We start from the raw sequence: 23,757 nt of genomic DNA, 5'->3' as shown, positions 1-23,757 counted from the left end.
AAAGAGCGGGGTGACAGGATAAAACAAAACTATCTATCATCCTGAGCACAGCGAAGGACCTTATCACATGAGCACAACTTGCATTAGATAGCAACCATCTGATATAGGTCGTGCTCACATAATAAGGTCCTTCGCTGTGCTCAGGATGACAGATAACTAGGGGCTTACTTCTTCGTGTACGCCACCCGGTAAATCACGCCGTTGTCGTCGTCTGACACCAGTAGGGAGCCGTCGTTGGCCTGAATCAAACCGCAAGGCCGGCCAAACTCCGATTTGTTGTTTTCTACCAGCCAGCCCGTCACGAAGTCTTCAAACTTCTCTGGCTTGCCCTGCTGGTCGAAATGCACGCGCACAATTTTGTAGCCTGAGGGCTCGGCGCGGTTCCAGGAGCCGTGCATGGTCACGAAGGCATCGTTCTGATACTCCTGCGGAAACTGCTTGGCCCGGTTGAAAACCAGTCCCAGCGGTGCCGAATGGGCTTTATAGAGCAACAGCGGCCGCACAGTTTTGGCATCAAACTGCTCATACGATTCGCCACTTTTGGGCTTGTTGGCGGGGTAGTGCTTGCCATCGGCAATGATGGACGGCCAGCCGTAGTGCGCGCCCTGCTTGATCTGGTTTAGCTCTTCCTGCTGGTCCTCGTCGCCGAGCCAGTCGATGCCATGGTCCATACCAAAGAGCTGCCCCGTGGTAGGGTGCCAGTCGAAACCGATGGTATTGCGTAGCCCGTGCGCGTACACTGTGCGGCCCGAGCCATCGGTATTAATCTGGATGAGCGTTGCGTTTTCTTTGTTATCCTCGTCGCAGGCGTTGCAGGTGCTACCTACCGATAGGTAGAGCTTGCCATCGGGGCCAAACTGCATGGTGCGGTTGGCGTGCTGACCAGCGTCGGGTAGGTCTTTGTAGAGCATCTTTAACTCTCCCAAGGTGCCATCAGCCTTCACGTCGGCCACATACAGCTCCCGAATGGCACTGATGTATAGCTTGTTGCCTTTGAGTGCCAGGCCGTGCAGGTTTGGTTTCTGCGCAACCTGTTTCGTCATATCCACCTTCCCGTCTTTATTGGCGTCGCGCAGCAGCGTTATGGTGCCTTTCACGCGGTTGGTCACGTACAGGTCGCCGTTGGGGGCCTGGGCCAGCATGCGGGGCATATCCAGCCCCTCGGCGTATTTCGTGATGGTGAAGCCGGGCGGGGCTTTCAGACTGCTCACGCGCTCGGGCGTGGCGGGCAGTTTCTTGGGTAAGTAAATATTGCCCGTCATCTTGAAGGGCGTCGCCTCGGGTGGTACGTTTTGGGCCGTGGCCGAAAGCGTGGCAAGTAGTGCGGCAGAAAGCGTGAGCAAACGCATAGCGGAATAGCAAAAGGTTGTGCGCTATTCAACTGCGTATGGAGGGGTAGGGTTACGAATATAATGAAATCTGAAAGATATTATTAATAGAACTGTATATAATATAAATGCAGATAGTATAAATAAATTTTCAAGACGAAGATATTTACTGAAATTTATAAATTGATTTTTTGAAGGATACAATGGAACAAAATAGTAATCCGAGGCGCAAGTAAGAGGAAATGGATCTTTATGTATGGGAGCCAGTAAGTTTCCCTCTGTGATATAAAAATTCGTTGTTTCATCAGCTAAATCAATGATATAACTTTTTGATTTAGCTAATTCAGCAATGCTTAGTATTCTAACAATGCTCTCATACTTAGTTTTACTATCGAAATATACTTTTATACGTTGCGAAGAATCCGCACTGTTAGATAGAAAAATAAATCTATTGCATAATGATTTCCATATTGTAGAATCGGTTATTGGTTCAGAGATATGATATTCTTTCCAATTACTTTTCTCTTTTATTCTGTAAAACCTTGTCCAATCATAAGCGGACGACTCGGGGGTAGGAAAATAAGCTGTCGTTACAAAGATTGGTCGCAACCGCGCGTCTCCACTCACCCACATACAACCCATCAACAGCAGAAACGCCAGCGCCAGTAGACCCGGCGGAAAAAACAGTTTACGGCTGTAGCGGCGTGGTAAATACATTATTTACCCTAATAATTCCTGGTTCACATACACATACGTGTACCGATGTGCTACCCCCTCGGGTACCTGTGGCAGCTGTTGTTGCGTCCAGGTATCATCGTCGTAGATGCTGGCGAGTTGGGCTTCGATAGCGTCTAGCGGCTGTTCGGCCAGGGTAGGGTCGAGCTGGATGGCGCGCTGGTGCAGCTCCTCGGGCGTGGTGGCCAGCGAGGTGGGGGTAGGGGCGTCGGAGGTGGGCAGGCTCTGTAGCGCGGCCAGCACTTTGGGGGTGAGGTATTGTTTCATCGCAGGTTAGCTAAGTAAAAAATGTTTTACTCTTTACTCTTTACTCTTTACTCTTTGCTCTTTCCTATCAATGTAATAAGTGTCGAAAGTACTTAGGAATGAGTGTTGCTTATGGGTAAATAAAATTGGGAATGAGGTGCTTACATTGAATAATTTTCCCTAAATAAGTGTCACAGTATAATATCGCACTCGGTTCAGTACGCAACTATGATAAATAATTTTTAGATCTTAACGAACACTTATTTTTTTAATTGTACTAAAGGTTCTACTTGTTGTGATGGGTGTGTGGCAGGTGGTTTTATATAAGTAAATATCCACTTAAAAAGAAGTATCCACTTGCCCCTCTGCTTTTCGAGTAAAAAACCAATCAATGAAGATATTAATGTGACTGCTACAATAGCGAAAGATAATTGCCCTATATCATTGACATTATAGCCGAATAAGGCTCTCCATAATACTAATAAAGGAAAATGTAGAATATATAGTGGAAATGATAGATCGGATATAATCCTAAAATTTTGGACCCATCTGTTGCTACTGGTATGACTATCCAGTGGCAATAGCCATACTGCTATTGCGAAAACTAAACCTATAACTATATCTGTTACAAATCGATTACTATAAAAGAGGGGTTTGTGTCCGAGGGCATAGGGGAAGTCGGGTAAATAGATAGCGAGTAGGCAAACGGTGCTTAGCAGTAGCAGCACATATAGCCATGAAAGCCCGCTCTGGATTGGGGGCTTAGGTAGTCGGTAAGCCAGATAGCCTAGTAGCCAAATGGGCATGAGCAGCAAAATCTTGGGCCCAACAAACAGGCCCACTAGGCATAGGATAAGCGACGATTTGCGATACGTGGTACGATAAAACCACAGGCCAAAAAGGACATAGTACCAAAACTCGTAACTCAACGACCACAGGGGACCGTTAATGGGAGGGGAGGTAGAGAAGAAGTTGACCTCGGTGCAAAAGAAGAAAGAAAGTACATAACGCGGCAGGGAGTTGCCTCTGGAGTATTCGGCCGCTAGGGTCGGGTTGAGCGAGCGAACGAGCAACTCAATGCCGATGGTTATTAGCAAAGCCGGTAACACAATAGAGTACAATCTACTCAAGCGAGCGACGCTGTATTGTCGGACGCCGCGGTTGTTACTAGTGGTAGTATAAGAAATCAGATAGCCGGAGAGTACGAAAAAGACCACAACAGCCGCGTGCGCCAGATTGCTCAGCAGCGCCACGGCGTCAGGGTAAGATGGTAGCCATTGCACTGCTCCATGGAATATTAATACCATGAAGGCAGCTGCTATGCGCAGAGAATCTAGCATAACACTAGTGTTACCACTAATCGATTTTCTGCTGATTAGATGCGTCTTTTGCACGTAAGAGAATCAGGGATTTTGAGAAAAATGACAAAATAATTCATTAAAGGTAGAATGAATTATTTCACTAAACAGATAAAATATACAAGGTAGGGTAGTGCCTAAACTACGCAAAAACCACCGAAGCCTACGAAACGGCCACCTGCGTTGGACCGTACGCACAAACTCCAATCACCTTCTGCTCTGCCTACATGAACTTTCTGACCGTCGGTCACGACGACCGGCACCAGCCTATCCGCCTGCACTACGTCGATTTGGGCGAGGGCGACCCCATTGTATTGCTACATGGTTACCCCGCCAGCCTGGAAATGTGGGAGCCGCAACTACTGGAGCTACCGCGCTACGGAGTGCGGGTAGTGGCCTTTTCCCGGCGCGGCTTCGGCCATTCCGACAAGCCCTGGCACGGCTACGACTACGACACCTTTGCCGACGACCTAAAGACAGTATTGGATACGCTGGACCTGCAAAACGTGACGCTGGTAGGCTTTTCGATGGGTGGAGGCGAAGTGGCCCGCTACATGCGTCGTCACCAGGGCGCTAGGGTAAGCAAGGTGGTCTTTGCGTCGTCCGTAACGCCCTACCTATTTCAGGACGAGGCAAATCCGGCGGGGTTGAGCGAGGAAGACCGGACAGCGGAAACAACCCGCGTCCGCACCGACCGTTTCGCATTTCTGCGCGATTACAACCGGCAGTTTTACAGCAGCGGCCTCCTGCACGCTTCTGTGGGCAGCGCCTCGCTGCAATGGATGCAGCAGCTTTGCAACCGTGCTGCACCCTGGGCCACCGAAGCGTGCATTGCGGCTTTCGGCACCACCGATTTTCGGGCAGATTTGGCGTTTTTGAGTCTGGCCGTGCCTATCCCTACCCTGGTCATTCATGGCGGCCACGACGAGCTGGCCGCCGCGGACGCGGGCGGGCGCCGGATGTGGCAATACGTGCCCCAGGCCGCCTACGTGGAGTACGACGGCGCCCCCCACGGCCTGTTCCTAACCGATAAAGACCGGTTCAACCGCGACTTGCTGAACTTTGCCAGGTACGGGCTGAAAGGGCTGGAATAGACAAAAAATTGCGGTGCAGTGAGCGACGGCGAGACGCATCCTTGCATCTCGTCGTTGAACGACATCGGCCACACGGCGCGGACGTAGAGACGCATCCTTGCGTCTCTACATCGCTCTGAAATAAATGCTTAACGTGCTTTGTCCAGCCAGTGTTTGAGGCGTCGCCGGATAGGGATGTCCAGCCAGATCAACGTTAGGTAGGCCATCAGTAGCAGCGCACCGGTTGCTAGTGGTACAAGTACGCTCAGCTGGTTGGTGCCAGGCTTTTGTATTTGAAAGTAGCTATAAAACAGCCAGATAAAGGGGTAGTGAATGATGTAGAGGGGGTAGGAAATCTCGCCGGAAAACGTGCATACGGCCGCCAGCCGGTCAGATACCTGCGTACCGGCACCCAAGGCAATCAGAAACGGAAAGTAGAAAATAGCGATAAGCGGCTCCGTTAGCCAGTTATACTGATCAGAAAACGGAGAGAGAAGGGCAAGCAGCAATAAAATGCTGACGCCGCCCAGCCCAAGCCGCGACGGTAGGATCCACTGCGAGCGGTACACCAGCATGCCCGCCAGAAACGAAAAAAACACCCTGGCGCCGCCGCCCCAAAACGTCTCGCCACTCCAGCCAGCAGCCAGGTTTTTAAAATGATACGCTGCGTAGAAAAGTACCACGGCCGCAACAACTGTCAGCGCCCATAACACTTTGTTGCGCAGTCTGAAAAGCAGCAGTGCGTAGAAAATGCTGGCTACGTATTCCCACAACAAGGACCAGGTAGGCGGATTCAAATGATAAATATTAGCGTACCGCTCCTTAACCAGCGGGTAGGGAATCAGCAGGGCGGATGATAAGACCAGTAAAACAGCATTTCCGGATCCATACACGGCATGTAGGTCAACCAGCGGGTCAAAAAGAAATTCCACCAAGCCGATAACGGTGCCGATAAGAATTAGGGGATGCAAACGGATGAGACGCAGCGCGATAAAGCGCCCGAAACCCATTCCGGCAATTCGATTATCGTAAGCGTAGGCAATAACAAAACCCGATAAGCAGAAAAAGAAATCAACGGCTAAATAGCCATGGCCGATGAAGTTCTTGCTGGAATCAGGAATGATAATTTCCATGAAGTGAAACACCACCACCGCCACCGCCGCCAGCCCACGGAGGCCGTCCAGTACTTCTAAATGGGGCCTGGTAGTGGAGAGGGTAGGGGATGATGGAACTGCTGACATAGTGGGGCGTGGGGCTTACTGGGGTATCGGGTTAGCGCAGACAAAGAGCAGCCAAGCTACCACAAATCTGCTACGTGGGGAAGGTGAGGAGCCACAACGCAGAAAATTGCCCGAACAAACATCCAGCCCTTCCCGTTGGGCACAACACACCTTGCTCCCTCTCGATGGCCTACCGCTACCTGCTGCTCTTGCTGCTGCCTGCTACCCTACATGCCCAGACCGCGCCGCCCGACACCGCCGCCGCCCGTGTATTGCCCGAAGCTACGGTGGTAGGCTACGGTCAAAACCTGCCGTTGCGCCGCACGGCCGCCGCTGTGGGGGTAGTAGATACCCGCGTTATTGGCCGCTTCAATGAGGCCAGCCTGGCCGAGGCCGTGAACACGCTGCCTGGTGTGCGGCTGGAGGAGCGCGCCACGGCCAGCTACCGGCTCAACATCCGCGGTAGCTCGCTACGCTCGCCCTATGGCGTGCGAAACGTGAAGGTGTACTACAACGATATTCCGTTTACTGACGCCACCGGCAGCACAGCTCTCAATCTGCTCGATGCTGCCACTATCGGGCGAATTGAGGTCATAAAAGGTCCGGCCGGCAGTGTGTATGGTGCCGGTACAGGTGGCGTGGCACTGCTCAGCACCCGCCAGCCCGAGGCGGGCACTACGCGGGCGCAGGTAGGTTTCACTACGGGCAGCTACGGACTGCGGCGCTACGCGGCTGTGGCCGAGAGCGGCACGGCTACCAGCGCCATCCGGGCCCAGTACGTGCGCCAAACCCTCGATGGCTACCGCCAGCAAGGTGGCCTGCGCCGCGACGTAGTGACCCTCGATGGCGAGTTTCGGCCATCAGCCAAGCAGACCATTGGCGTGCACGTGCTCTACACCGATATTGACTATGAACTGCCTGGTGGCCTCACGCGGGCGCAGTTTGCGCAAGACCCGCGACAGGCGCGACCCAGCACGGCTACCGTAGCGGGGTCGGTGGCGCAAAATACTTTTTATGCTTCGCGCACGGCGCTACTAGGTGTATCCCACGAGTACCGCTTCACGGAGCGCTTTTCCAACAAAACTACGCTCTACACCACGGGCAGCGCTATTCGCACCGCTTCTATTACCGACTATGAGCGCAATACCCAGCTAGGCGGCGGTGGGCGCACGGCGTTTAACTACCGCACGGCACTGGCTGGCCGTACGCTCCGCCTCACGGCGGGCGGCGAGCTGCAAACAGGCTTCCTAGATGGGCGCAGCTTCCAGAACCAGAGGGGTAGGGTAGGGGCGCTGCGCTACAACGACGAGGTGCGTACACTCACGGGCTTCGGCTTCGCGCAGGCTGACTACGAGCTGCCTGCTGATTTTCTGCTAACGGTAGCGGCCAGCTACAACCGCCTGCGCTACCGCATTGCACGCGTATCCGACGCCACCACCAACCCCGATGGCTACGAACTGACGCGCACCTTCCGGCCGGAGGTATCACCGCGGGTGGCCCTGCTGAAGCAACTGACGCCGCAGTGGTCGGTGTACGGAAGTGTGAGCACTGGCTACGCTCCCCCTACTACCGACGACATTCGCACCTCCGATGGCTCCCTGAACCAGGATTTGCAGGCCGAGCGCGGCACCAACTACGAGGTAGGGACTCGTGGCTCCTTCCTGCAAGAACGCCTCACGTTTGATGTGGCGGCCTACGATTTCCGGCTCAGCCAAACCATCGTGACGCGCACCACCGACCAGGGCGTGAGCGTGTTCTACAATGCCGGCACCACCCGCCAACGTGGGGTAGAAGCCACCGTAAGCGGCTGGCTATGGCGTAGTGCCGCCGTTGGTACTCAACCCACCGCCCTACCTACCGGCGTGCGCGCCTGGGCCAGCTATGCCTACCAGCGCTACCGCTTTGGCACGTACGAGTCGGGAGGCAATAATTTCAGTGGCAACCGCCTCACGGGCACCGCACCGCACACGCTTACGGCCGGCGTAGATGCCACCTCGCAGTTGGGACTCTATCTCTACCCCACCATCAACCACCAGGCCCGCCTACCACTCAACGATGCCAATACGGAATACGCCGCCGGTTATTGGACTTTCGGCAGCCGCGCCGGTTGGCGCCGTACCTTACTGGACCGCTTGGAACTGGACGTGTTTGCGGGTGTCAACAACCTTACGGACCGCAACTATAGCCTCGGCAACGACCTGAACGCATTTGGTGGCCGCTATTTCCAGCCCGCCAACGGCCGCAACTGGTACGGTGGCGCCACGGTTGGTTGGCGTTGGTAAAAGTAAAATGAATACACACGAAGGCCCTACCCCTGATGAGGGGTAGGGCCTTCGTGTGTAGAAAGACGACGTTGAGCTATGTAGCTGTACCTTCCAAAACGGAGGCTGCTATCAATTCACCTTCACCGGTTTGCCTTTTTTGGCGGCCTCGTAGATAGCCAGAATGATCTTCACGTCTTGCAGGCCTTCTTCGCCGGGTGTTTTGGGCGTTTTATTCTGCATCACCGACTCGGCCATGTGGTCCAGCTCGGCGGCAAACTGATTGCCTTCCTTGATGCTGGGCTTCATTTGACCGTCTTTTTTGCCAATGGTCATTTCGTGCTCGTAGTAGTCGGTTGCGGGGTCGAGGTCGAGCCAGGCTTTGTTGCCGAACACCCGGAAGCGCTTCACCTGCTCGATGTCGTAGGAGCTGGTGCAGGTGGCTAGAATGCCGCTGGGGAAGCGCAACGTGAAGTGAATGTTGTTCTCCACTTCTTTAAACCGCGGGTCCGATTTGTCGCTGTATTCCTGGGCCGTTACCTCCACGGGTTCTTCGCCGGTGAGGTAGCGCGTCGCATTCAGGGAGTAGATGCCCACATCCATCAGCGAGCCGCCGCCCGCCAGCTTGCGTACCACGCGCCACTCATCGGCCTTGTCGCCCTTGGGGTCTACAATGCGGCCATGGTCCGACGTAATAGCCTGAATTTTTCCCAGTTCCCCCTTGCGAATACGCTCAATGGCATCCAGGTTGAACGGCTCAAACTGCGCCCGATAGGCAATCATCAGTTTGCGGTTGGCCTTTTTGCAGACATCAATCATGCGCTGACATTCCTCGACGGTAGGTGCCATAGGCTTTTCGCAGAGCACGTGCTTGCCAGCCTGCGCCGCCCGAATGGTATACTCGGCGTGCATGCTGGGCGGCAGCACCACGTATACAATATCCACCGCCGGGTTATCCTTAATGCTATCAAAGTTCTGATAGTTGTAGATGTTTTTGGAGTCCACGCCATACTCTTTGGCCAGACGCTGGGCCTTGTCGGGCGAGCCGCTCACCAGGGCCGTAATCTCGGCGTGTTTGCAATCCTTGAAAGCCGGCATCATTTCCTCCTGCGAGAATTTGCCTAGCCCTACGATGGCGAAGCCTAGCTTTTTCTTATCGGCGTTTTGCATAGGTCGTGCGGCGGTGGTGAGGGGCGCGAGGCCGGCAGCACCAGCCAGCGCGGCGGTGGTGCCCAGCCCCGCACTGCGCAAGAAATGACGGCGTGAGGTAGTATGCTTTAGGTCGTGCATGCGTTCGGATGTAAGGAATAATGACTTTCCCTGAACGCGCTACGTTGGCCGTGGTTCTGCTTATTAGCTTGATTAGCTGTGTTTTAATGCGGTTTTAATTTCATTAAGAAGCATATGTTCTAGATAATCAGCCAATAATAGACGATGAACCATTGATGGGTAGCAATAGCACCGGCAGGGTAGCCCGCTGCACCAGTCGAGCCGTGACGCTATGATGAAACAAGTCGCCCAGCCATGTGTGCCGGTGCACCTGCGCAACCAGCAACTCTGCTTCGGTTTCCTGCACGCCCTGCGCAATGCCATCGGCCACCGAGAGGTGGCGCACGCCGTGGTGGCGAGGGTGCGCAGTGGCAGGCAGTAAGCCGCTAGCCATTACCTGTCGGCAGGCTACCACGGCGCTGTCGTTGTCTTCGGGCTCGGCTACGTGCACAATAGTATACTGGGCAGGTAGCCGGTGCAGCCAAGCCACTACGGGTTCGGCCTGCGGAAAAAGCGTGAAAGGCTGGTTGTCGGCAGCAATGGCAACGCACTGCGGGGGCATAGGGGCAGAAGCCTTTTCGGGCACGATCAGCAGTGGGCAGGGTAGGTGCCCAAGCAGCTTGAGGGCTGTGGTGTGCCCTACCACCTCCGGCGAGTCGGCAGTGGCGGCGGGCCTACCCAGCAACAGCAACACCGGCTGGTAGCGCTGCACTGCCGCGGTAGCAGCTTCGGCCACGCGGGCCACGGTGGCCTCCGTCACAACCGGTGCTGACAACCCGTTGCGCCGCTGCAACAAAGCCGCAGCAATTTCGCCCTCACTCAGCGGCGACAGGCTACCCGTAAGAGCCTCCGAATCAAGAATCGATGTGCGCTGCACGTGCAGCAACACCAGCGTGGCATGTAGCTGCACGGCCAGCGCATCGGCATAGGCCAGCGCTTGATCGGCTGCGGGCGAGAAATCGGTTAGTACAAGCAGATGCATGGAGCACTACGTTTAGGGGTGATAAGACTGATATAACTGATTAGGTAGCAATGCAAAAGCCCGCCTTCCAGCAGCGTGGAAGAGCGGGCTTACGCCGTACGAGCAGCCGCTTAGCGGTTATTGTCGTCGATAGGGTTGTTGAAGCCAGGGGACAGCAACTCGTCGGTCTGGCTGCTGGTATCGGGGTCGGGGCCAGCGGTGGGCGTATCGGGTAGGCCGTTCGAGGCCTCGTCCAGCATGTCGGAAGTATCGAGCGTTCCTTCGTCGTCTTTCTTATAGGAGTACAGCTCCTCGTGGTGCTTGCGCTGCTCTTCCGACATGGGTTGGTTGTCGGGCGTGTTATTTGCTGAATCAGCCATAAAATCAGAATTACAGATTATCCTTGTTTGGGTCGGGGCCTTCCGTGGTGGGGTTGCCAGGCTCGTTGGTAGGCCAGTTGCGAGTACCGCTACCGTAGCGAGGGTCGTCATCGGCCCAGGAAGTGCGGCTTTCGTCTTCCTGCGCATCGGCGTGCATCGATTTGGCTACCCCCTGCGGGTCTTGGTTCTGGGCCACTCCACCCCGCTGATAGGGGTCTACTGTGTCCGGCGCGGCAGAGCCGCCAGGGTTGGTGCCGGCCGGCTTATGCTCCGTACCGCTGGTAGAGGTGTTTGGCTGCTTGCCAAAGTCGCCATAGCCGGGCGTACCAGCATTGGGCTGCGCCGCCTGCGGATTGGGATGCATGGGCTGCTTGGACGCTTCTTCGCCTTCTTTCAGGTTGAAGACGTTCTGATTTTCTTGCGGCTTCCGAAACTCGCTGAACTCGTCCGGATTATCGTTGCTGCCGTCGTTGGGATGCTTTTGCATGGGAGAGAGACTTAGAGTGAAACGGCGGAAAAACGGTGCGAATGACCGCCCCCGCTCCCTGAACTACGTAAAGCGGGCAACGCGTGGCTACCTCTGACGGCAAAAATTGCCTGCATGGCCAGCACCGCATCTTGCTTTGTTTTCTTTTTCAACATCTTCCGCTTATGTCTTTCCCTATCGAGCACCAAGCCCAGGATCAGGAATTTACCGTCAACATCGACAGCCACCAGGGCGAGTTGGCCTATAGCTTCCCCACCGAAGGCGTTATCGACTTCACCCACACCTTTGTAGATAAAGCCCTACGGGGCCAGGGCGTAGCCGATGCGTTGGCCCGCCAGGCCCTCGACTTCGCTCGTGAGCAGAAGCTACATGTGCGCACAAGCTGCGAGTTCATGGAGAAATTTGTGCAGGCCCACCACGCCGAGTACCAGGATTTGCTGGCATAGCAAGGTAGGGTAGGCCAAAATTCTGTACAGTTGCCCAGTGAATGTCGCACATCCATTGGGTAGGGGTTGTTGGTTTAGTAGATAGTATGTGAAGCCTCCGCGTGGCTTCCCACTCAATCTGAACTTCCTACCCGCTATGGATACGCAATCTGCCGCCGACCAGCCCACTGCATCTGGCCCCACCGCGTCGGCTACCCTCGATATCGAAGGGATGAGCTGTGCGGCCTGCGCGTCGGCCGTCGAACGGTCGTTGCGCCGCACGCCGGGCGTCACGCAGGCCCTGGTGAACTACGCCACCGAAAAGGCCACCGTAGAGTACGAACCGGGTATGGCCTCGCCAGGCGTGCTGCGCGAAGCCGTGCGCCGCGCCGGCTACGATGTGGCAGCCCGCCGTCCCGATACCAGCGCCGCCGACCGCCAAGCTGCTCTCGATCAGCAAAAAGCTCAGGCCTACTGTCACCTCAAGCGGCGCCTATGGGTAGCGGCTGCCCTCACGGCCGTTATCATGCCGCTCTCCATGCTGATGCTGTGGCCCGCGCTGTCTGCTCGCATCAACATGCAGTGGCTCAACTACCTGTTGCTAGTGCTCACGCTACCCGTGGTGCTGTATAGCGGCCGCGAGTTCTACGCCTCGGCCTGGAAAGGCCTGCGGCATCGCACCGCCAACATGGACACGCTGATTGCCGTGGGCACCGGCGCGGCCTTTCTGTATAGCTTAGCCGTGACGCTGGCTCCCGGCTTCTTCCAGGCGCAGGGCCTGATGCCCGAGCCCTATTACGATACCACAGCCACCGTTATTGCCCTCATTCTGTTAGGCAAAGTGCTGGAGGCCCGCGCCAAAAACCGCACCTCCGATGCCATGCGGGCCCTGTTGCACTTGCAACCCAAAACGGCCCGCGTGCTACGGGGCGGCAAGGAGGTAGACCTGCCCGTAGAGCAACTCGATGTGGACGACATAGTAACGGTGCGCCCCGGCGAGCAGGTAGCCACCGATGGTGTCATCCTCGACGGCCGCTCTGCCCTCGACGAAAGCCTGCTCACCGGCGAGAGTCTGCCCGTAGAAAAAGCAGCCGGTGACGCCGTCTTTGGCGCGACGCTCAATAAAACCGGTGCTTTCCGCTTCCGTGTGACGCAGATAGGCGAGCAAACCATGCTGGCGCGCATTGTGCAACTGGTAGAAGATGCCCAGGGCTCACGGGCGCCCATTCAGCGCCTCGCCGACCGCATCAGCTCCATCTTTGTGCCCACAGTCATTGGCATTGCCGTGCTCACGTTCATCGTGTGGTTTTTGCTAGCTCCGGCTGGCATGCGCCTACCTTTGGCGCTCATCAACTTTGTGGCCGTGCTGATTATCGCTTGTCCGTGCGCGCTGGGGCTAGCCACGCCCACGGCCATTATGGTCAGCACCGGCAAGGGGGCCGAACATGGCGTGCTCGTCCGTAGCGCCGAAGCCCTGGAAAAAGCGCACGCCGTAACCACCATTCTGCTCGACAAAACCGGTACTATTACCCAGGGCCAACCCGCCGTAACCGACATAGTAGCTGCCCTCGGCTACCCCAAAGCGCACCTACTAGCGCTGGCGGCCGCCGTAGAGCGACACTCGGAGCACCCGCTAGCGGCGGCAGTAGTAGCATATGCTGGCGAGCAGTCGGTGGATTTTGGGTTGGAAGTAACTGATTTTGAAGCCGTAGCCGGGCACGGCGCCCGCGCAATGGTGGACGGGCAACATGTGGTCATCGGCAACCAACGCCTACTAGCGGAAGCCAGCATTATCCTATCCGCCACGCTGGCCCAAGCCGCCGACGCACTGTTGCATCAGGCCAAAACCGTGCTTTATATAGCCCTTGATGGGCAGGCAGCTGGTTTGCTGGCCGTAGCCGATACGGTGCGCCCTACCTCCGCCGCCGCTATTGCCAAGCTACAAGCACTGGGTTTGGAAGTGGTGATGATGACCGGCGACAACCCGCAAACGGCGCAGGCCGTGGCGGCGCAGGTAGGCATTCGGCGGTACGTGGCCGAGGTGCTGCCTCAGGACAAAGCCGCTCAGGTACAGGCCCTACAGCAAGAGGGTAGAGTAGTGGCTATGGTGGGAGACGGCATCAACGACGCGCCCGCTTTGGCGCAGGCTGATGTAGGGCTGGCCATGGGCACCGGCACCGATGTAGCCTTGGAAGCAGCCGGCATCACCCTCATGCGTGCCGACCTGCAGAGCGTGGTAACGGCCCTGAATTTGTCGCGGCAAACCATGCGTGTTATTCGTCAAAACCTGTTCTTCGCTTTCATTTACAACGCGTTAGGTATTCCTGTCGCAGCGGGCGTGTTGTACCCTTTCTTTGGCGTATTGCTTTCACCCATGCTGGCGGCAGCAGCTATGGCGCTTAGCTCCGTTTCGGTGCTCACCAACTCGTTGCGGCTGCGCGGATTTCGAGGGTAGGCAGCTCTCAAAATGCATCTGGCCCGACAAGGCAACATGCAATAGGTATAGGTAAACTGGATAAAACGAGGTTGATTGTAAGTAATTTAGGTAGCGCGTGCGGCGCCTTTTCCACTTAAACTACATAATTAGTTGTACTCATTGTATAAATAATCAAAAGTGTAAAAAGAGCATAGGAGCTGTATTGTGCCTCTTATGTTGTCAGCGACTAAATACAAATAGCTGTTATTAAATGCTTTATGGTTATAGTGTTTGATTAAAGTTATATATTTTATTGATATAATTATGGTCACATTTTACGCAAGATGTTCTTTGATTTTGGGGATTTAAGTGGCAACCTTGGCAGCAAGTTACGATTGTATGCACGCCCTTCTTCGCTCTCTTGCCCCCTCACCCTTGCTGACCTTTAAATCTCATTTGAGTATGACGTCAGCCAATTCATTCAGCTCATCTGCTGAATCCTGCGCATTATGCTTTCACAACAGCCAAGCCCAAGTAGAGTGGCTGGCTGATAGCTATATACACGTACGCTGGACCGGGCAACCGATGAACAGTGCCGAGTTTCGGGCCGTGTTCCGGTACATAAAGGCGCTGCTGGTTATCACGCAGGCTTCACTGGTGCTAACCGACCACCGGGAAATGCTGCCTCCATCGCCGGCTGATGTAGCCTGGCTTATGCACGAATGGACGCCCGCTGTAGTGCGCGAGACTAATTATTCGCACCGGGCCATCATCACGGCCCACAACAGCCAGACAAGAGTAGAAATGGCCAAAGTAGCCAACTGCGATGCGTCGGCAGCCCTCACGGCTCAGTTTTTTACAGAGGTAGAGCCGGCAGTACATTGGCTGCGTAGTATCTACATCGTATAATCGTATAAGTAGGTAGCAAGCTACCTGCTTTAGGCTGTGCGAATGGCTTGCTGGGCCATTCGCAACCATTCCTGAGCTTTGTCGCTGTCATCAAACATGCGCATCTGCAGCTTCCCGTTGATGCCAATGTGCATCGCTTCGGCGGAAAGCGCTGCTAATTCCTCAGAGCTGATAATGTGCGCAAAATGCGTGAGACCCTGACTGATGGCCCGAGGTGCCCAACTGGTTATCAGCCAGTCCACGGCGTGGTCCCAGGGGCCAATCACCTGACGATTATCGTTGAGCAGGTAAGCGCAGGCGTGGTTTCGCAACGGATGTAGGCACGCATCGGCTCCGGCAATGATACCTACGTAGGTCTGTCGGCCGATCCAATTATTATATACCCAGTTATTCGCTGCATCAAATGCAATGGTAAGGTATACTTCACCAAACCCATTTTGTAACTCCATTGGTATGATACTGCGCAACCAGCGCCTTTGTAAGGATAAATGCAGGTAGGGGGTAGATAGGGAAGCTGCGGGGTAGTCTCGGACGAGCTAGTATACGGGCTCGGTAGACTTAAGAGCGTAAAGAACGACAAGCAAAAAGAAAAAGGCCGAAAACTCGGTGAGTAAAGGGCTCTGCTGGTTCAATGGTACCTATTGCTGGTCGGCTTACCCAACTAGCTGCTACTCCGGAGCTACGTCATTCTCATACTGCTAGCAAGGAAAGTAGCACGGCGCGTACCTATGCCTTCCTTGCAATACCGGAAGCAACTCAACAAAAAGCGCTACTCCGGCCAAAAGGTGAAGCAGCGCTTTGGGAGAAGTAATCTTGCTACGTAGTTGCTGTCAGAAGCGACATGGAGAAGGAGACAGGCTATTTACCCGGACTGGTTGCCGTCACGGGCGTCACCGAAAAATCTTCGAACTCCACGGGAAAGCCTTTTCCGTCCGGGGCGGCGCACATCAGGCCAATCTGTACTTTCTTACCTGGCGTGGGCGGGAAATAAGCCAGCCGCAGCATCTTGAACTCCTTATTGTCGAAGGAGTATTGAATTTCCACATAGTCGCCTTTGCGCAGCAGCGTCAGCCACACGGCCGGCGGGCTGTCTTGGCGCGGCACCACCGACCAGTCCGATACTTCGCGGGTAACTACGGCGCTAACGTTTTGCACGCCCTTCACGAATTCGATACCGGTCTTGATCCAGTTCTTCTCGTCCAGGCGAATCATCAGCCCGGCCTGGTCATACAACTCGTGGTAATGACCGGTAATTTTCACTTTCGCCAGAAAGTCGCCGGTCTGCTCCTGGTAGTAGAAGTGGCCGTTGTCGCGGATAAAGCCGTAGTGCGTAACCCGCCAGAAGTCGGTGCCACCTTCTACCTGCACTTCTATCTTCTTGCCGTTGATGGTGGCTTTCTTAGGAGCGTTCAGCCAGCGCATCGACGAGGATTGGGCAGTAGCGGTGGTGGTAGCAAAAATCAAGCATAGACCACTGAGCAGAAGTTTGTTCATGTGGCAAAGGTAGAAGGAGCAAGCTTATTTCAATGTAAAGCTTTCGCTGGGGTGTCCGGCAATAAAATCAATTGCGGTCGGCAACACTCCCGAGGCACTCAGATGCTAGGTTCTACCGCGGTACGCATGCCTTCGGTAGGTGCGCTGAGCGTATCATGGGCCGCAGTGGCAAGAGGATTAAATAGCACGGCAAACGGGGGCAGATGGGTAGACGTAGGCTGCGGATAAAAATACAGCAATTCGAAGAGGGCTAGTGCAAGCGAAAGAACAAACGCCAGTACAAGAGCCCGGTCTTGTAGGCGGGTAGGCGCAGGTGGTAGAGCTTCGTTGCGGTGCATATGTATCAGGAAGTAGTATTTCTGCAATGGCTGGCACGCTACGTAGTCCATATAGTGCCGCAGAGCTATTCTCCAAATACCTCGCCAGTAGTAGGGGTGAAATAGGATAATTGCTATAAGTATTAGTCGATTCCTTTGGCCCAGGCGCGGGCCAGGGTGATATCCTGAAATGTGCGGATTTCAAAGGACACGGCCGGCTCCGCACGCGTATAGACCTTGGCAATGGTGTGCCGGTTGAGAGTGTCCTGTGATTCTAACAAGGCAAAGCGTAGTAAGCCGGCCTGGTCGAGGGGTAGCAACGCATCATTGTACACCCAATCCAAATCGCGGGGACGTACGGCGCCCAGTTGCCGGTCGTCTGCTATCCACCCTTTTACCTGATGCTGTATGCCTAAGTGTACAGCTTGCTCTATGCTGTCACGAAACTCGGTACTCGTGGCAAATGAGCGCCAGTGAGTTTCTAACGCCGGGAATGGACCTGTATGCAAGTATACTGTGAGAAAAGGAAAAGAGAATAGCGTTTGCATAGGTGGGAGGGGAGAGGAAAGAGCAATCAGTACGGAAGGGTAGCCCAGGCACGTGCTGTCTCGGCAGACGTAAAGGTCTGGGTAACGATGTTGGTGTTGGGGATGATGGAGGATAAGAAAAGCTTGATGCCCAGCTGATTCATGCCATCCAGCGAGTCAATAACCGCAAGGCGATGGACCTGTAGCTGATCTAGCGGCTGCATGATGTGGCTATCCATCCACTCAAAATCCTTGGTACGGATGGCGCGCAGCAAACGGTTGTCTGCTATCCAGGCGCGCACCCTATGCTGGCGAACTAAGCGCAACGCCTCAAGTAAGCACGAGCGTAAGGTTTCGCTATTGACGAAATCCAGCCATTGCACTTCTATGGTGTGGTGGAGGCCTTCATGCAGGTAGATGGTAACAGAAGGAGTAGAGAATACTTGCTTCACAGGACGCTGGACAGAGGAAAAGAGAAGGTAGAGAGTAGGTTGCGTAGGCTGTACTTACCGCTAGCATGGTGTGCTTTGCCTTTTACAGCATCCGGGTAGGGAGTGTTGGGGGTAGGGAGAAATAGTTGGTTGCACACCTAACGAAGGGTAATGCTTGAACAGGTAATAGCGAGAATCCGCTATTGTTGTAGAGTATTCTTGTTGGAGCAACTGCTAGCGGTTTCATTGGCAGGCATACAGGTTAGGAATATACAGTTAGCTGCCAAATTATTATGTTGCACGTATGTTGTAATCGAGTTTATACACAGCGCTATGTTTATTATAGATAAGTACCAATACTTCTTTTGCGTTGCCTTCTTACTAGGAAGTGCAACGGTATATGGCCAAGCTAACACAACACACTACACTATTGAGGTCAAGGCGAATACTCCAGCTCGTTACCGCATAGAAGTTACACGTAACAAGAAAGTGGTACAGTTGCGCTATGGGCGGCTAGACAGTGTGCGGCTTACGCGTATGTCAGCCGACCCAGATGTGAAAGCCATGCAAGCATTGGATGCTGCCGGCAAACTATTTACGTTACCAGAAGCCGAGAGAGACGCTCTATTCCAACGTGTTTTGGCTGCTGATGAGCGGAACTCAGTTTATACGTGGGATAGTCTGCAAATAGCTTCTGCCAGTCACCGCGCACTGGTGCAACTATTTGATTCGGTTTCTACCAGCAGCGCAGCGCAACTGGAGCGAAAAGAAGCGAACCGCAATCGTATCATATTAGATGGGACAATCTTCTCTATCACAGTGCAGGGTAAGCAGGTAACACCAAAAAAAGTATATGCGCATTCCCCGGACCGGACGTCTCATCCTTTGCTGTCTCGGTTGATACGCGAGTCCCTCGAACTCTACCGCAAGGAGTGCCCCAATGCCTTGCTTGATACGCGGCATACTGGGGGATATTAGAGGATTAAAAATAGCGCTTAAAAAACGAGCGATTATCACAAGAATAAAACCTGTTTCGAGTACGAATACTCTTTTTGTTAATACCAATGACACTTTACTATAGAGTAGTAGCCTAGTAGGCTATTCGTTGCCTGTCTTACCATACTAGGTCACTGAAAAATAAAAAGGCCCTTAGCGCATTGCTAAAGGCCTTTTGTGTGGTCGCGCCAGGAATCGAACCTGGATCAAGAGCTTCGGAGACTCCTATACTATCCGTTGTACTACGCGACCCGGTTTGTGAGGCGCAAAACTAGACAGAAAATGCGCCGTTGCCAAACCACAAATGGCTTTTTCTGCAAAATCATACACTCGGTTATAGTAACCTTCCGCGGCTCAGTCCAGTTAGCATAGAAAACTGTTTACCTTGACTCATTCTTTTTATGGCAAGCACCGAAAAAAAGACTCTCTATACAGCCGATGCAACGGCTATTGGTGGCCGCAGCGGCCACGTACGCTCCGCTACCGGTATTATCGACCTGGATATGTCGGTGCCGGAAGGCCTGGGCGGCAAGAAAGGCGCTACTAACCCCGAAGAGCTGTTTGCAGCCGGGTATTCCTCCTGCTTTCAGCAGGCGCTGTTGGTAATTGCCCAGCGCGCCGGCGACAAGCTCGACCCGCAAACGGAAGTGAAATGCTCCGTATCGCTGTTTCAGGAAGGAGAAGGCTATGGCCTTTCGGCAGTGCTGGATATAGACCTGAAGGCTTTTGACAAAGACAAGACCATTAATATGGTGCGGCAGGCCCATAAAATTTGCCCCTACTCGGTGGGCACCCGTGGCAACATGGAGGTAGAACTGCGCGTGCAGGGTGAAGCCATTCCGGTAGAGGCCGAAGAAAACGCGGGCGTTGCCGAAAAAGGCGGCGTGCAATAGCTGGTTCCTACCCCCAACCACAAGCAAAAGCCCGCCGGAATACTCCGGCGGGCTTTTGCTTGTGGTTGGGGGTGAGAGTTAGGCGTTTTGCATTGCCAGTACCTCTTTCACCTTCTCAGCAGCATCCTTCAGGAGTACAGCTGAGTACACTTTCAGGCCCGACTCGTCGATGATGCGGGCGCCCTCTTCGGCGTTGGTGCCCTGCAAGCGCACAATAATTGGCACTTTGATGTCGCCAATGTTTTTGTAGGCTTCCACCACACCGTTTGCTACCCGGTCGCAACGCACGATACCCCCGAAGATGTTGATCAGGATGGCCTTCACGTTCGGGTCCTTCAGGATAATGCGGAAACCAGCTTCTACGGTTTGCGCATTAGCTCCACCGCCTACGTCGAGGAAGTTGGCAGGCTCACCGCCCGAAAGCTTGATGATGTCCATGGTAGCCATGGCCAAACCAGCACCGTTCACCATGCAGCCCACGTTGCCGTCGAGCTTCACGTAGTTCAGGTTCGATTCTGACGCTTCCACTTCCAGCGGATCTTCCTCGTTGGTGTCGCGCAGGGCAGCAAAGTCCTTGTGGCGGTATAGGGCGTTTTCGTCGAGGGTAACCTTGGCGTCAACGGCCAGGATTTTGTTGTCCGAAGTTTTCAACACAGGGTTGATTTCGAACATAGCCGAATCCGTTTCGTCGTAAGCCTTGTACAGGGCCGTCACAAACTTCACCATTTCCTTCTGGGCCGGGCCGCTGAGGCCCAGGTTGAAGGCAATTTTGCTAGCCTGGAAGGGGCGCAGGCCTACGGCGGGGTCCACGTACTCTTTATTGATCTTGTCGGGGTGCGCTTCGGCTACCTCCTCAATATCCATTCCGCCTTCGGTGGTATAGATAATCACGTTTTTGCCGGTCGCGCGGTCCAGCAGCACGCTCATGTAGTATTCCTTGGTTTCCGACTCGCCGGGGTAGTACACGTCCTGGGCAATCAGCACCTTGTGCACCTTGCGGCCTTCGGCGCCCGTTTGCTTGGTTACGAGCTGCATACCGATGATCTGGTCGGCAATGTCTTTCACTTGCTCCAGGTTCTTAGCGAGTTTCACCCCGCCCCCTTTGCCGCGCCCGCCGGCGTGAATCTGGGCTTTCACCACGTACCAGCTGGTACCGGTTTCTGCGTTCAGCTTTTTGGCGGCTTCTACTGCTTCTTCGGCCGTATCGGCCGTGATGCCTTCTTGCACGCGCACGCCGTAGCGCTTGAGTATTTCTTTACCCTGATACTCGTGAATGTTCATAGAGGTCAGTTGAAAATGGGATTCGGGTCGTATTAGTAAGCGCGAAAGTAGGTAATAATCGGGGGAAACGGAACCTGGGCCTTTGGCCGGTTTTTGGCATGTGCCCTACCTTTCGCGGAAACGGACCTTTGCCTGACCACAAACTCCGGCTTTCCTCCGTAGATTTGTTTTCCTACCCCGACTATATTCATCTGCTGTGCTGCAAGCCATCAACGTCCGCAAGACATACGGTTCCCTGGAGGTGCTGAAAGGTATTGACCTGACAATCGAGAAGTCCGAAATCGTCAGTATTGTTGGTTCGTCGGGGGCTGGCAAGAGCACGTTGCTGCACATCCTGGGCACGCTCGACAACCCCGATACGGGCGAGGTACTATTTGACGGAGAATCGGTGAGTGCGCTGAAACGCTCGGACCTGGCGCGCTTTCGCAATCGGCACATCGGCTTCATCTTTCAGTTTCATAACCTATTGCCCGAGTTTACGGCCCTCGAAAACGTGTGCCTACCCGCCTACCTAGCCGGACGCTCGGAGAAGGAAGTGCGCGTGCGTGCCCGCGAGTTGCTGGGCATGCTGAACCTGGAGCGCCGCGCCGACCACAAGCCCTCAGAGATGAGCGGCGGTGAGCAGCAGCGCACGGCGGTGGCTCGTGCGCTCATCAACTCCCCAGAAATCATTTTTGCCGACGAGCCCTCCGGCAACCTCGACTCGCAGAACGCGCAGGAACTGCACCAGATTTTCTTTCTGCTGCGCAAGGAGCTAGGCCAAACGTTCGTGATTGTGACGCACAACGACCAGTTGGCCGAAATGGCCGACCGCACCATTACAATGAAAGACGGCTACATCTCGGAGTAAACCTGACTGTAACGAAAGCGTATATCGCACCAAGCTAGGAACTTTCCTTTCTCCTATAGCCTTGTTATTGTACCTGGCAACGCGTCCGACCCGCCCCGGACCGTTTGTGTAACCCGTCTCATTGTTTCTAGAACAGTGAGACGGGTTTTTTGCGTTGTGTGGTGATGGGCCTAAAGCGGGTGGTCAGCAGTGCTTACAGTATGCTTTTGGTTGTACCTACTAGGTAGAATTGCTAGCAGAGTATGGTACTATGCTTATCTCATATTTTTAGTAAATAGTGCTTGCAAATGAATTTTAGTATTGCTAATTTTGTTAGGATATACAAAGCGATATGTAGTTTGTAATAGTCTGAAAATCAAAGATAAAATTTGTTGAAAAATCTTTGATTCTTTGCACCTATTTCACGCTGCATTCGTTAGTAATTAGAACAACATAACGTATTAAAGGGAAGACGCCATGAGCGAAGTAACCAAGACCACCAACACTACAAAAGAAACCGCTCGCAAAGCCAAAGTAGAAAGCTACGACATTGCGCGCTCGGATGAGACGTTGCACTTGGCTACTGACTTGGCCAAGTTTATCAAAGACAACAAACTCTCGACTACTGTGCAGGGCAAGGAGTTTGTGAACGTGGAAGGCTGGCAGTATGCTGGCTCGCGCTTGGGCATTGTGCCCATTGTGGACCACGTTATCAACGTCAGCACTGAAACTGAGCTGAAATACCAGGCCAAGGTGACGCTGTTTGACCTGCGTTCGGGCCACACGGTAGGCGCTGGCTTCGCTGTGTGCTCGAATAAGGAGAACGGTAAGAAGTTCTACCAGGAGTTTGCTATCATGAGCATGGCCCAGACCCGTGCCATTGGCAAAGCTTACCGTAATATTCTAGCTTGGATTATTCGTGCTGCCGGGTACGAGCCTACTCCTGCAGAGGAGATGGACTACGGCAACAACACGCCTGAGGTGAAGGCTCCAGTAGCTGCTCAGCCGGCTGCTCCTGTGCCCGCACCGGCCGTGGCCGCCGAGGCACCTGCTATGAAGGCCGTGCCTGCCGAGCAGCCTGCTCCAGCCGTCACGTACGCTTCTGCTTCGCAGAAGGAGGAGATCATCCGTCTGCTGAACCACCCGCTGATTACGCGTCAGGAAAAGACGAAGATGCTTTTGAATATCAACCGTCTTGATGAGGAGCGTGCTACGCAGGCCATTGCCAAGCTCAAGAAGGCCATCGACGACCGTGAGAATGGCGAGTCGGCCGCTGCTTAAGTAGTAGAACGCATTGCATATAAAAAGCCCGGTTTCACTCGAAATCGGGCTTTTGCATTTATGTGGCGTCTAGGCCTGACCGCTCATAGAGGATATCCTTTCCTTTAGAGTAGTTATAATCTGTGTGATGCTCCGTGGGGTGTTCAGCATAACGGGCGATTGAAACCGGGCTGTACTGAGCCATTCGTACGCCGTGGCCATATCATCGAAGAGCGCGACTACCGGAGAAGTAAGCTTTTCCAAAACCGCTTCGGTATCGTTCTGGATTTGCATGTCGGACGAACATATCCAGGCTATATACTCGATGCCTAGCAAGCGCAGGTAGGGCAAAAAGTCGTTGGCCAGCCACGGAGCTACCTCCGGTGTAATTTTCGTGACGTTGGTGTTATCATTCAGAATACGCTTGTACCGCCTAAGCAAAAAGCACCGCGCCAGTTGCAAGCAGTTAGAGCGAATTGAGTCTAGCGTTACCTCACCGTGCCAATCTAAATAAAGCCAATTATTAACCCGATCATAGTAAGCCGTTACATTGCCAGTTGTAAGAATCAATTCATGTTCCATGGAGTGTTGTAGATTAATAATGTGCTAAAAAGTGTAGTTAATTTTGAAGACAAATATAGTGTTACTTTTAATGGTATAG

Annotated in this window: 25 protein-coding genes and 1 tRNA gene; 9 read left to right on the top strand and 17 right to left on the bottom strand. The window is 54.0% G+C overall.

Annotation, left to right across the window (positions count from 1 at the left end; all coding sequences use genetic code 11):
- Positions 1-164: 164 nt before the first annotated feature.
- From MUN82_RS12500 to MUN82_RS22470, 4 genes are all read right to left on the bottom strand, one after another.
- Positions 165-1,349 carry a PQQ-dependent sugar dehydrogenase gene (locus MUN82_RS12500; protein WP_245090862.1) on the bottom strand — a complete coding sequence of 395 codons (1,185 nt, stop codon included), beginning with the start codon at positions 1,347-1,349 and terminating at the stop codon, positions 165-167.
- Between the two features lie 24 nt (positions 1,350-1,373).
- Positions 1,374-2,045 (bottom strand): hypothetical protein, encoded by a 672-nt coding sequence (locus tag MUN82_RS12495; protein ID WP_245090860.1) that lies wholly within the window; start codon positions 2,043-2,045, stop codon positions 1,374-1,376.
- A 3-nt stretch (positions 2,046-2,048) separates the two neighbouring features.
- Complete coding sequence (locus MUN82_RS12490; RefSeq protein ID WP_245090858.1) at positions 2,049-2,330, bottom strand: hypothetical protein; 282 nt, start codon at positions 2,328-2,330, stop codon at positions 2,049-2,051.
- Between the two features lie 239 nt (positions 2,331-2,569).
- Positions 2,570-3,649, bottom strand: a complete 1,080-nt coding sequence (locus tag MUN82_RS22470) for an acyltransferase family protein (RefSeq protein WP_375374073.1) — start codon at positions 3,647-3,649, stop codon at positions 2,570-2,572.
- Positions 3,650-3,894: 245 nt separating this feature from the next.
- Between MUN82_RS22470 and MUN82_RS12485 the strand changes: the two genes are divergently transcribed.
- Complete coding sequence (locus tag MUN82_RS12485) at positions 3,895-4,761, top strand: alpha/beta fold hydrolase (protein WP_245090856.1); 867 nt, start codon at positions 3,895-3,897, stop codon at positions 4,759-4,761.
- Positions 4,762-4,889: 128 nt separating this feature from the next.
- Here MUN82_RS12485 and MUN82_RS12480 read toward each other — a convergent pair whose 3' ends face one another.
- A complete protein-coding gene (locus MUN82_RS12480; RefSeq protein WP_245090854.1) occupies positions 4,890-5,981 on the bottom strand; it encodes an acyltransferase family protein in 1,092 nt (363 codons plus the stop codon).
- Positions 5,982-6,145: 164 nt separating this feature from the next.
- Here MUN82_RS12480 and MUN82_RS12475 point away from each other — a divergent pair, with 164 nt between their 5' ends.
- Positions 6,146-8,242: a TonB-dependent receptor family protein gene (locus MUN82_RS12475; RefSeq protein WP_245090852.1), complete on the top strand. Its 2,097-nt coding sequence runs from the start codon at positions 6,146-6,148 to the stop codon at positions 8,240-8,242.
- 111 nt (positions 8,243-8,353) lie between these two features.
- Here the strand turns inward: MUN82_RS12475 and MUN82_RS12470 are convergent, their stop codons facing one another.
- The 4 genes from MUN82_RS12470 to MUN82_RS12455 form a co-directional block, all read right to left on the bottom strand.
- Positions 8,354-9,511 carry a Gfo/Idh/MocA family protein gene (locus tag MUN82_RS12470; RefSeq protein WP_245090849.1) on the bottom strand — a complete coding sequence of 386 codons (1,158 nt, stop codon included), beginning with the start codon at positions 9,509-9,511 and terminating at the stop codon, positions 8,354-8,356.
- Between the two features lie 127 nt (positions 9,512-9,638).
- Complete coding sequence (locus MUN82_RS12465; protein WP_245090846.1) at positions 9,639-10,472, bottom strand: universal stress protein; 834 nt, start codon at positions 10,470-10,472, stop codon at positions 9,639-9,641.
- A 110-nt stretch (positions 10,473-10,582) separates the two neighbouring features.
- Positions 10,583-10,831 carry a hypothetical protein gene (locus tag MUN82_RS12460; protein WP_245090842.1) on the bottom strand — a complete coding sequence of 83 codons (249 nt, stop codon included), beginning with the start codon at positions 10,829-10,831 and terminating at the stop codon, positions 10,583-10,585.
- A 10-nt stretch (positions 10,832-10,841) separates the two neighbouring features.
- Positions 10,842-11,318 (bottom strand): hypothetical protein, encoded by a 477-nt coding sequence (locus tag MUN82_RS12455; RefSeq protein ID WP_245090838.1) that lies wholly within the window; start codon positions 11,316-11,318, stop codon positions 10,842-10,844.
- 164 nt (positions 11,319-11,482) lie between these two features.
- Between MUN82_RS12455 and MUN82_RS12450 the strand changes: the two genes are divergently transcribed.
- From MUN82_RS12450 to MUN82_RS12440, 3 genes are all read left to right on the top strand, one after another.
- Complete coding sequence (locus tag MUN82_RS12450) at positions 11,483-11,764, top strand: GNAT family N-acetyltransferase (protein ID WP_245090836.1); 282 nt, start codon at positions 11,483-11,485, stop codon at positions 11,762-11,764.
- A gap of 136 nt (positions 11,765-11,900) precedes the next feature.
- Entirely contained in the window at positions 11,901-14,198 is a 2,298-nt protein-coding gene (locus MUN82_RS12445) for a heavy metal translocating P-type ATPase (protein WP_245090834.1), read from the top strand.
- Positions 14,199-14,744: 546 nt separating this feature from the next.
- Entirely contained in the window at positions 14,745-15,068 is a 324-nt protein-coding gene (locus tag MUN82_RS12440) for a hypothetical protein (RefSeq protein WP_245090832.1), read from the top strand.
- 29 nt (positions 15,069-15,097) lie between these two features.
- Here the strand turns inward: MUN82_RS12440 and MUN82_RS12435 are convergent, their stop codons facing one another.
- From MUN82_RS12435 to MUN82_RS12415, 5 genes are all read right to left on the bottom strand, one after another.
- A complete protein-coding gene (locus tag MUN82_RS12435) occupies positions 15,098-15,517 on the bottom strand; it encodes an STAS/SEC14 domain-containing protein (RefSeq protein WP_245090831.1) in 420 nt (139 codons plus the stop codon).
- Positions 15,518-15,926: 409 nt separating this feature from the next.
- Positions 15,927-16,562 (bottom strand): DUF1349 domain-containing protein, encoded by a 636-nt coding sequence (locus tag MUN82_RS12430; RefSeq protein WP_245090830.1) that lies wholly within the window; start codon positions 16,560-16,562, stop codon positions 15,927-15,929.
- Between the two features lie 98 nt (positions 16,563-16,660).
- Positions 16,661-16,951 (bottom strand): hypothetical protein, encoded by a 291-nt coding sequence (locus MUN82_RS12425; RefSeq protein ID WP_245090829.1) that lies wholly within the window; start codon positions 16,949-16,951, stop codon positions 16,661-16,663.
- 71 nt (positions 16,952-17,022) lie between these two features.
- Complete coding sequence (locus MUN82_RS12420) at positions 17,023-17,427, bottom strand: hypothetical protein (RefSeq protein WP_245090827.1); 405 nt, start codon at positions 17,425-17,427, stop codon at positions 17,023-17,025.
- 26 nt (positions 17,428-17,453) lie between these two features.
- On the bottom strand, positions 17,454-17,858 hold the full coding sequence (locus MUN82_RS12415; protein ID WP_245090825.1) for a hypothetical protein: 405 nt from the start codon (positions 17,856-17,858) through the stop codon (positions 17,454-17,456).
- A 312-nt stretch (positions 17,859-18,170) separates the two neighbouring features.
- Here MUN82_RS12415 and MUN82_RS12410 point away from each other — a divergent pair, with 312 nt between their 5' ends.
- Complete coding sequence (locus MUN82_RS12410; protein ID WP_245090823.1) at positions 18,171-18,815, top strand: hypothetical protein; 645 nt, start codon at positions 18,171-18,173, stop codon at positions 18,813-18,815.
- Positions 18,816-19,013: 198 nt separating this feature from the next.
- Here MUN82_RS12410 and MUN82_RS12405 read toward each other — a convergent pair.
- Positions 19,014-19,085, bottom strand: a tRNA-Arg gene (locus MUN82_RS12405).
- 149 nt (positions 19,086-19,234) lie between these two features.
- On the opposite strand from MUN82_RS12405, the gene MUN82_RS12400 reads away from it, so the two are divergent.
- Positions 19,235-19,726 carry an Ohr family peroxiredoxin gene (locus MUN82_RS12400; protein ID WP_245090821.1) on the top strand — a complete coding sequence of 164 codons (492 nt, stop codon included), beginning with the start codon at positions 19,235-19,237 and terminating at the stop codon, positions 19,724-19,726.
- Between the two features lie 78 nt (positions 19,727-19,804).
- Here MUN82_RS12400 and sucC read toward each other — a convergent pair whose 3' ends face one another.
- Complete coding sequence (sucC, locus tag MUN82_RS12395) at positions 19,805-21,007, bottom strand: ADP-forming succinate--CoA ligase subunit beta (protein ID WP_245090819.1); 1,203 nt, start codon at positions 21,005-21,007, stop codon at positions 19,805-19,807.
- Positions 21,008-21,203: 196 nt separating this feature from the next.
- On the opposite strand from sucC, the gene MUN82_RS12390 reads away from it, so the two are divergent.
- Together MUN82_RS12390 and MUN82_RS12385 are read left to right on the top strand one after the other, a co-directional pair.
- The gene (locus MUN82_RS12390) at positions 21,204-21,857 is read left to right on the top strand and encodes an ABC transporter ATP-binding protein (protein WP_185282911.1); all 654 of its coding nucleotides are present in this window, start codon (positions 21,204-21,206) and stop codon (positions 21,855-21,857) included.
- A gap of 456 nt (positions 21,858-22,313) precedes the next feature.
- Entirely contained in the window at positions 22,314-23,117 is an 804-nt protein-coding gene (locus tag MUN82_RS12385; RefSeq protein WP_245090816.1) for a hypothetical protein, read from the top strand.
- 69 nt (positions 23,118-23,186) lie between these two features.
- Here MUN82_RS12385 and MUN82_RS12380 read toward each other — a convergent pair whose 3' ends face one another.
- A complete protein-coding gene (locus MUN82_RS12380) occupies positions 23,187-23,537 on the bottom strand; it encodes a hypothetical protein (protein WP_245090813.1) in 351 nt (116 codons plus the stop codon).
- Positions 23,538-23,757: the final 220 nt, after the last annotated feature.

Origin of the sequence: Hymenobacter aerilatus, from assembly GCF_022921095.1 — a bacterium.
In the GTDB taxonomy this organism is placed as follows: Bacteria; Bacteroidota; Bacteroidia; order Cytophagales; family Hymenobacteraceae; genus Hymenobacter; species Hymenobacter aerilatus.
The sequence above is the reverse complement of the archived record's forward strand: the minus strand, read 5'-3'. Positions and strand labels throughout refer to the sequence as shown.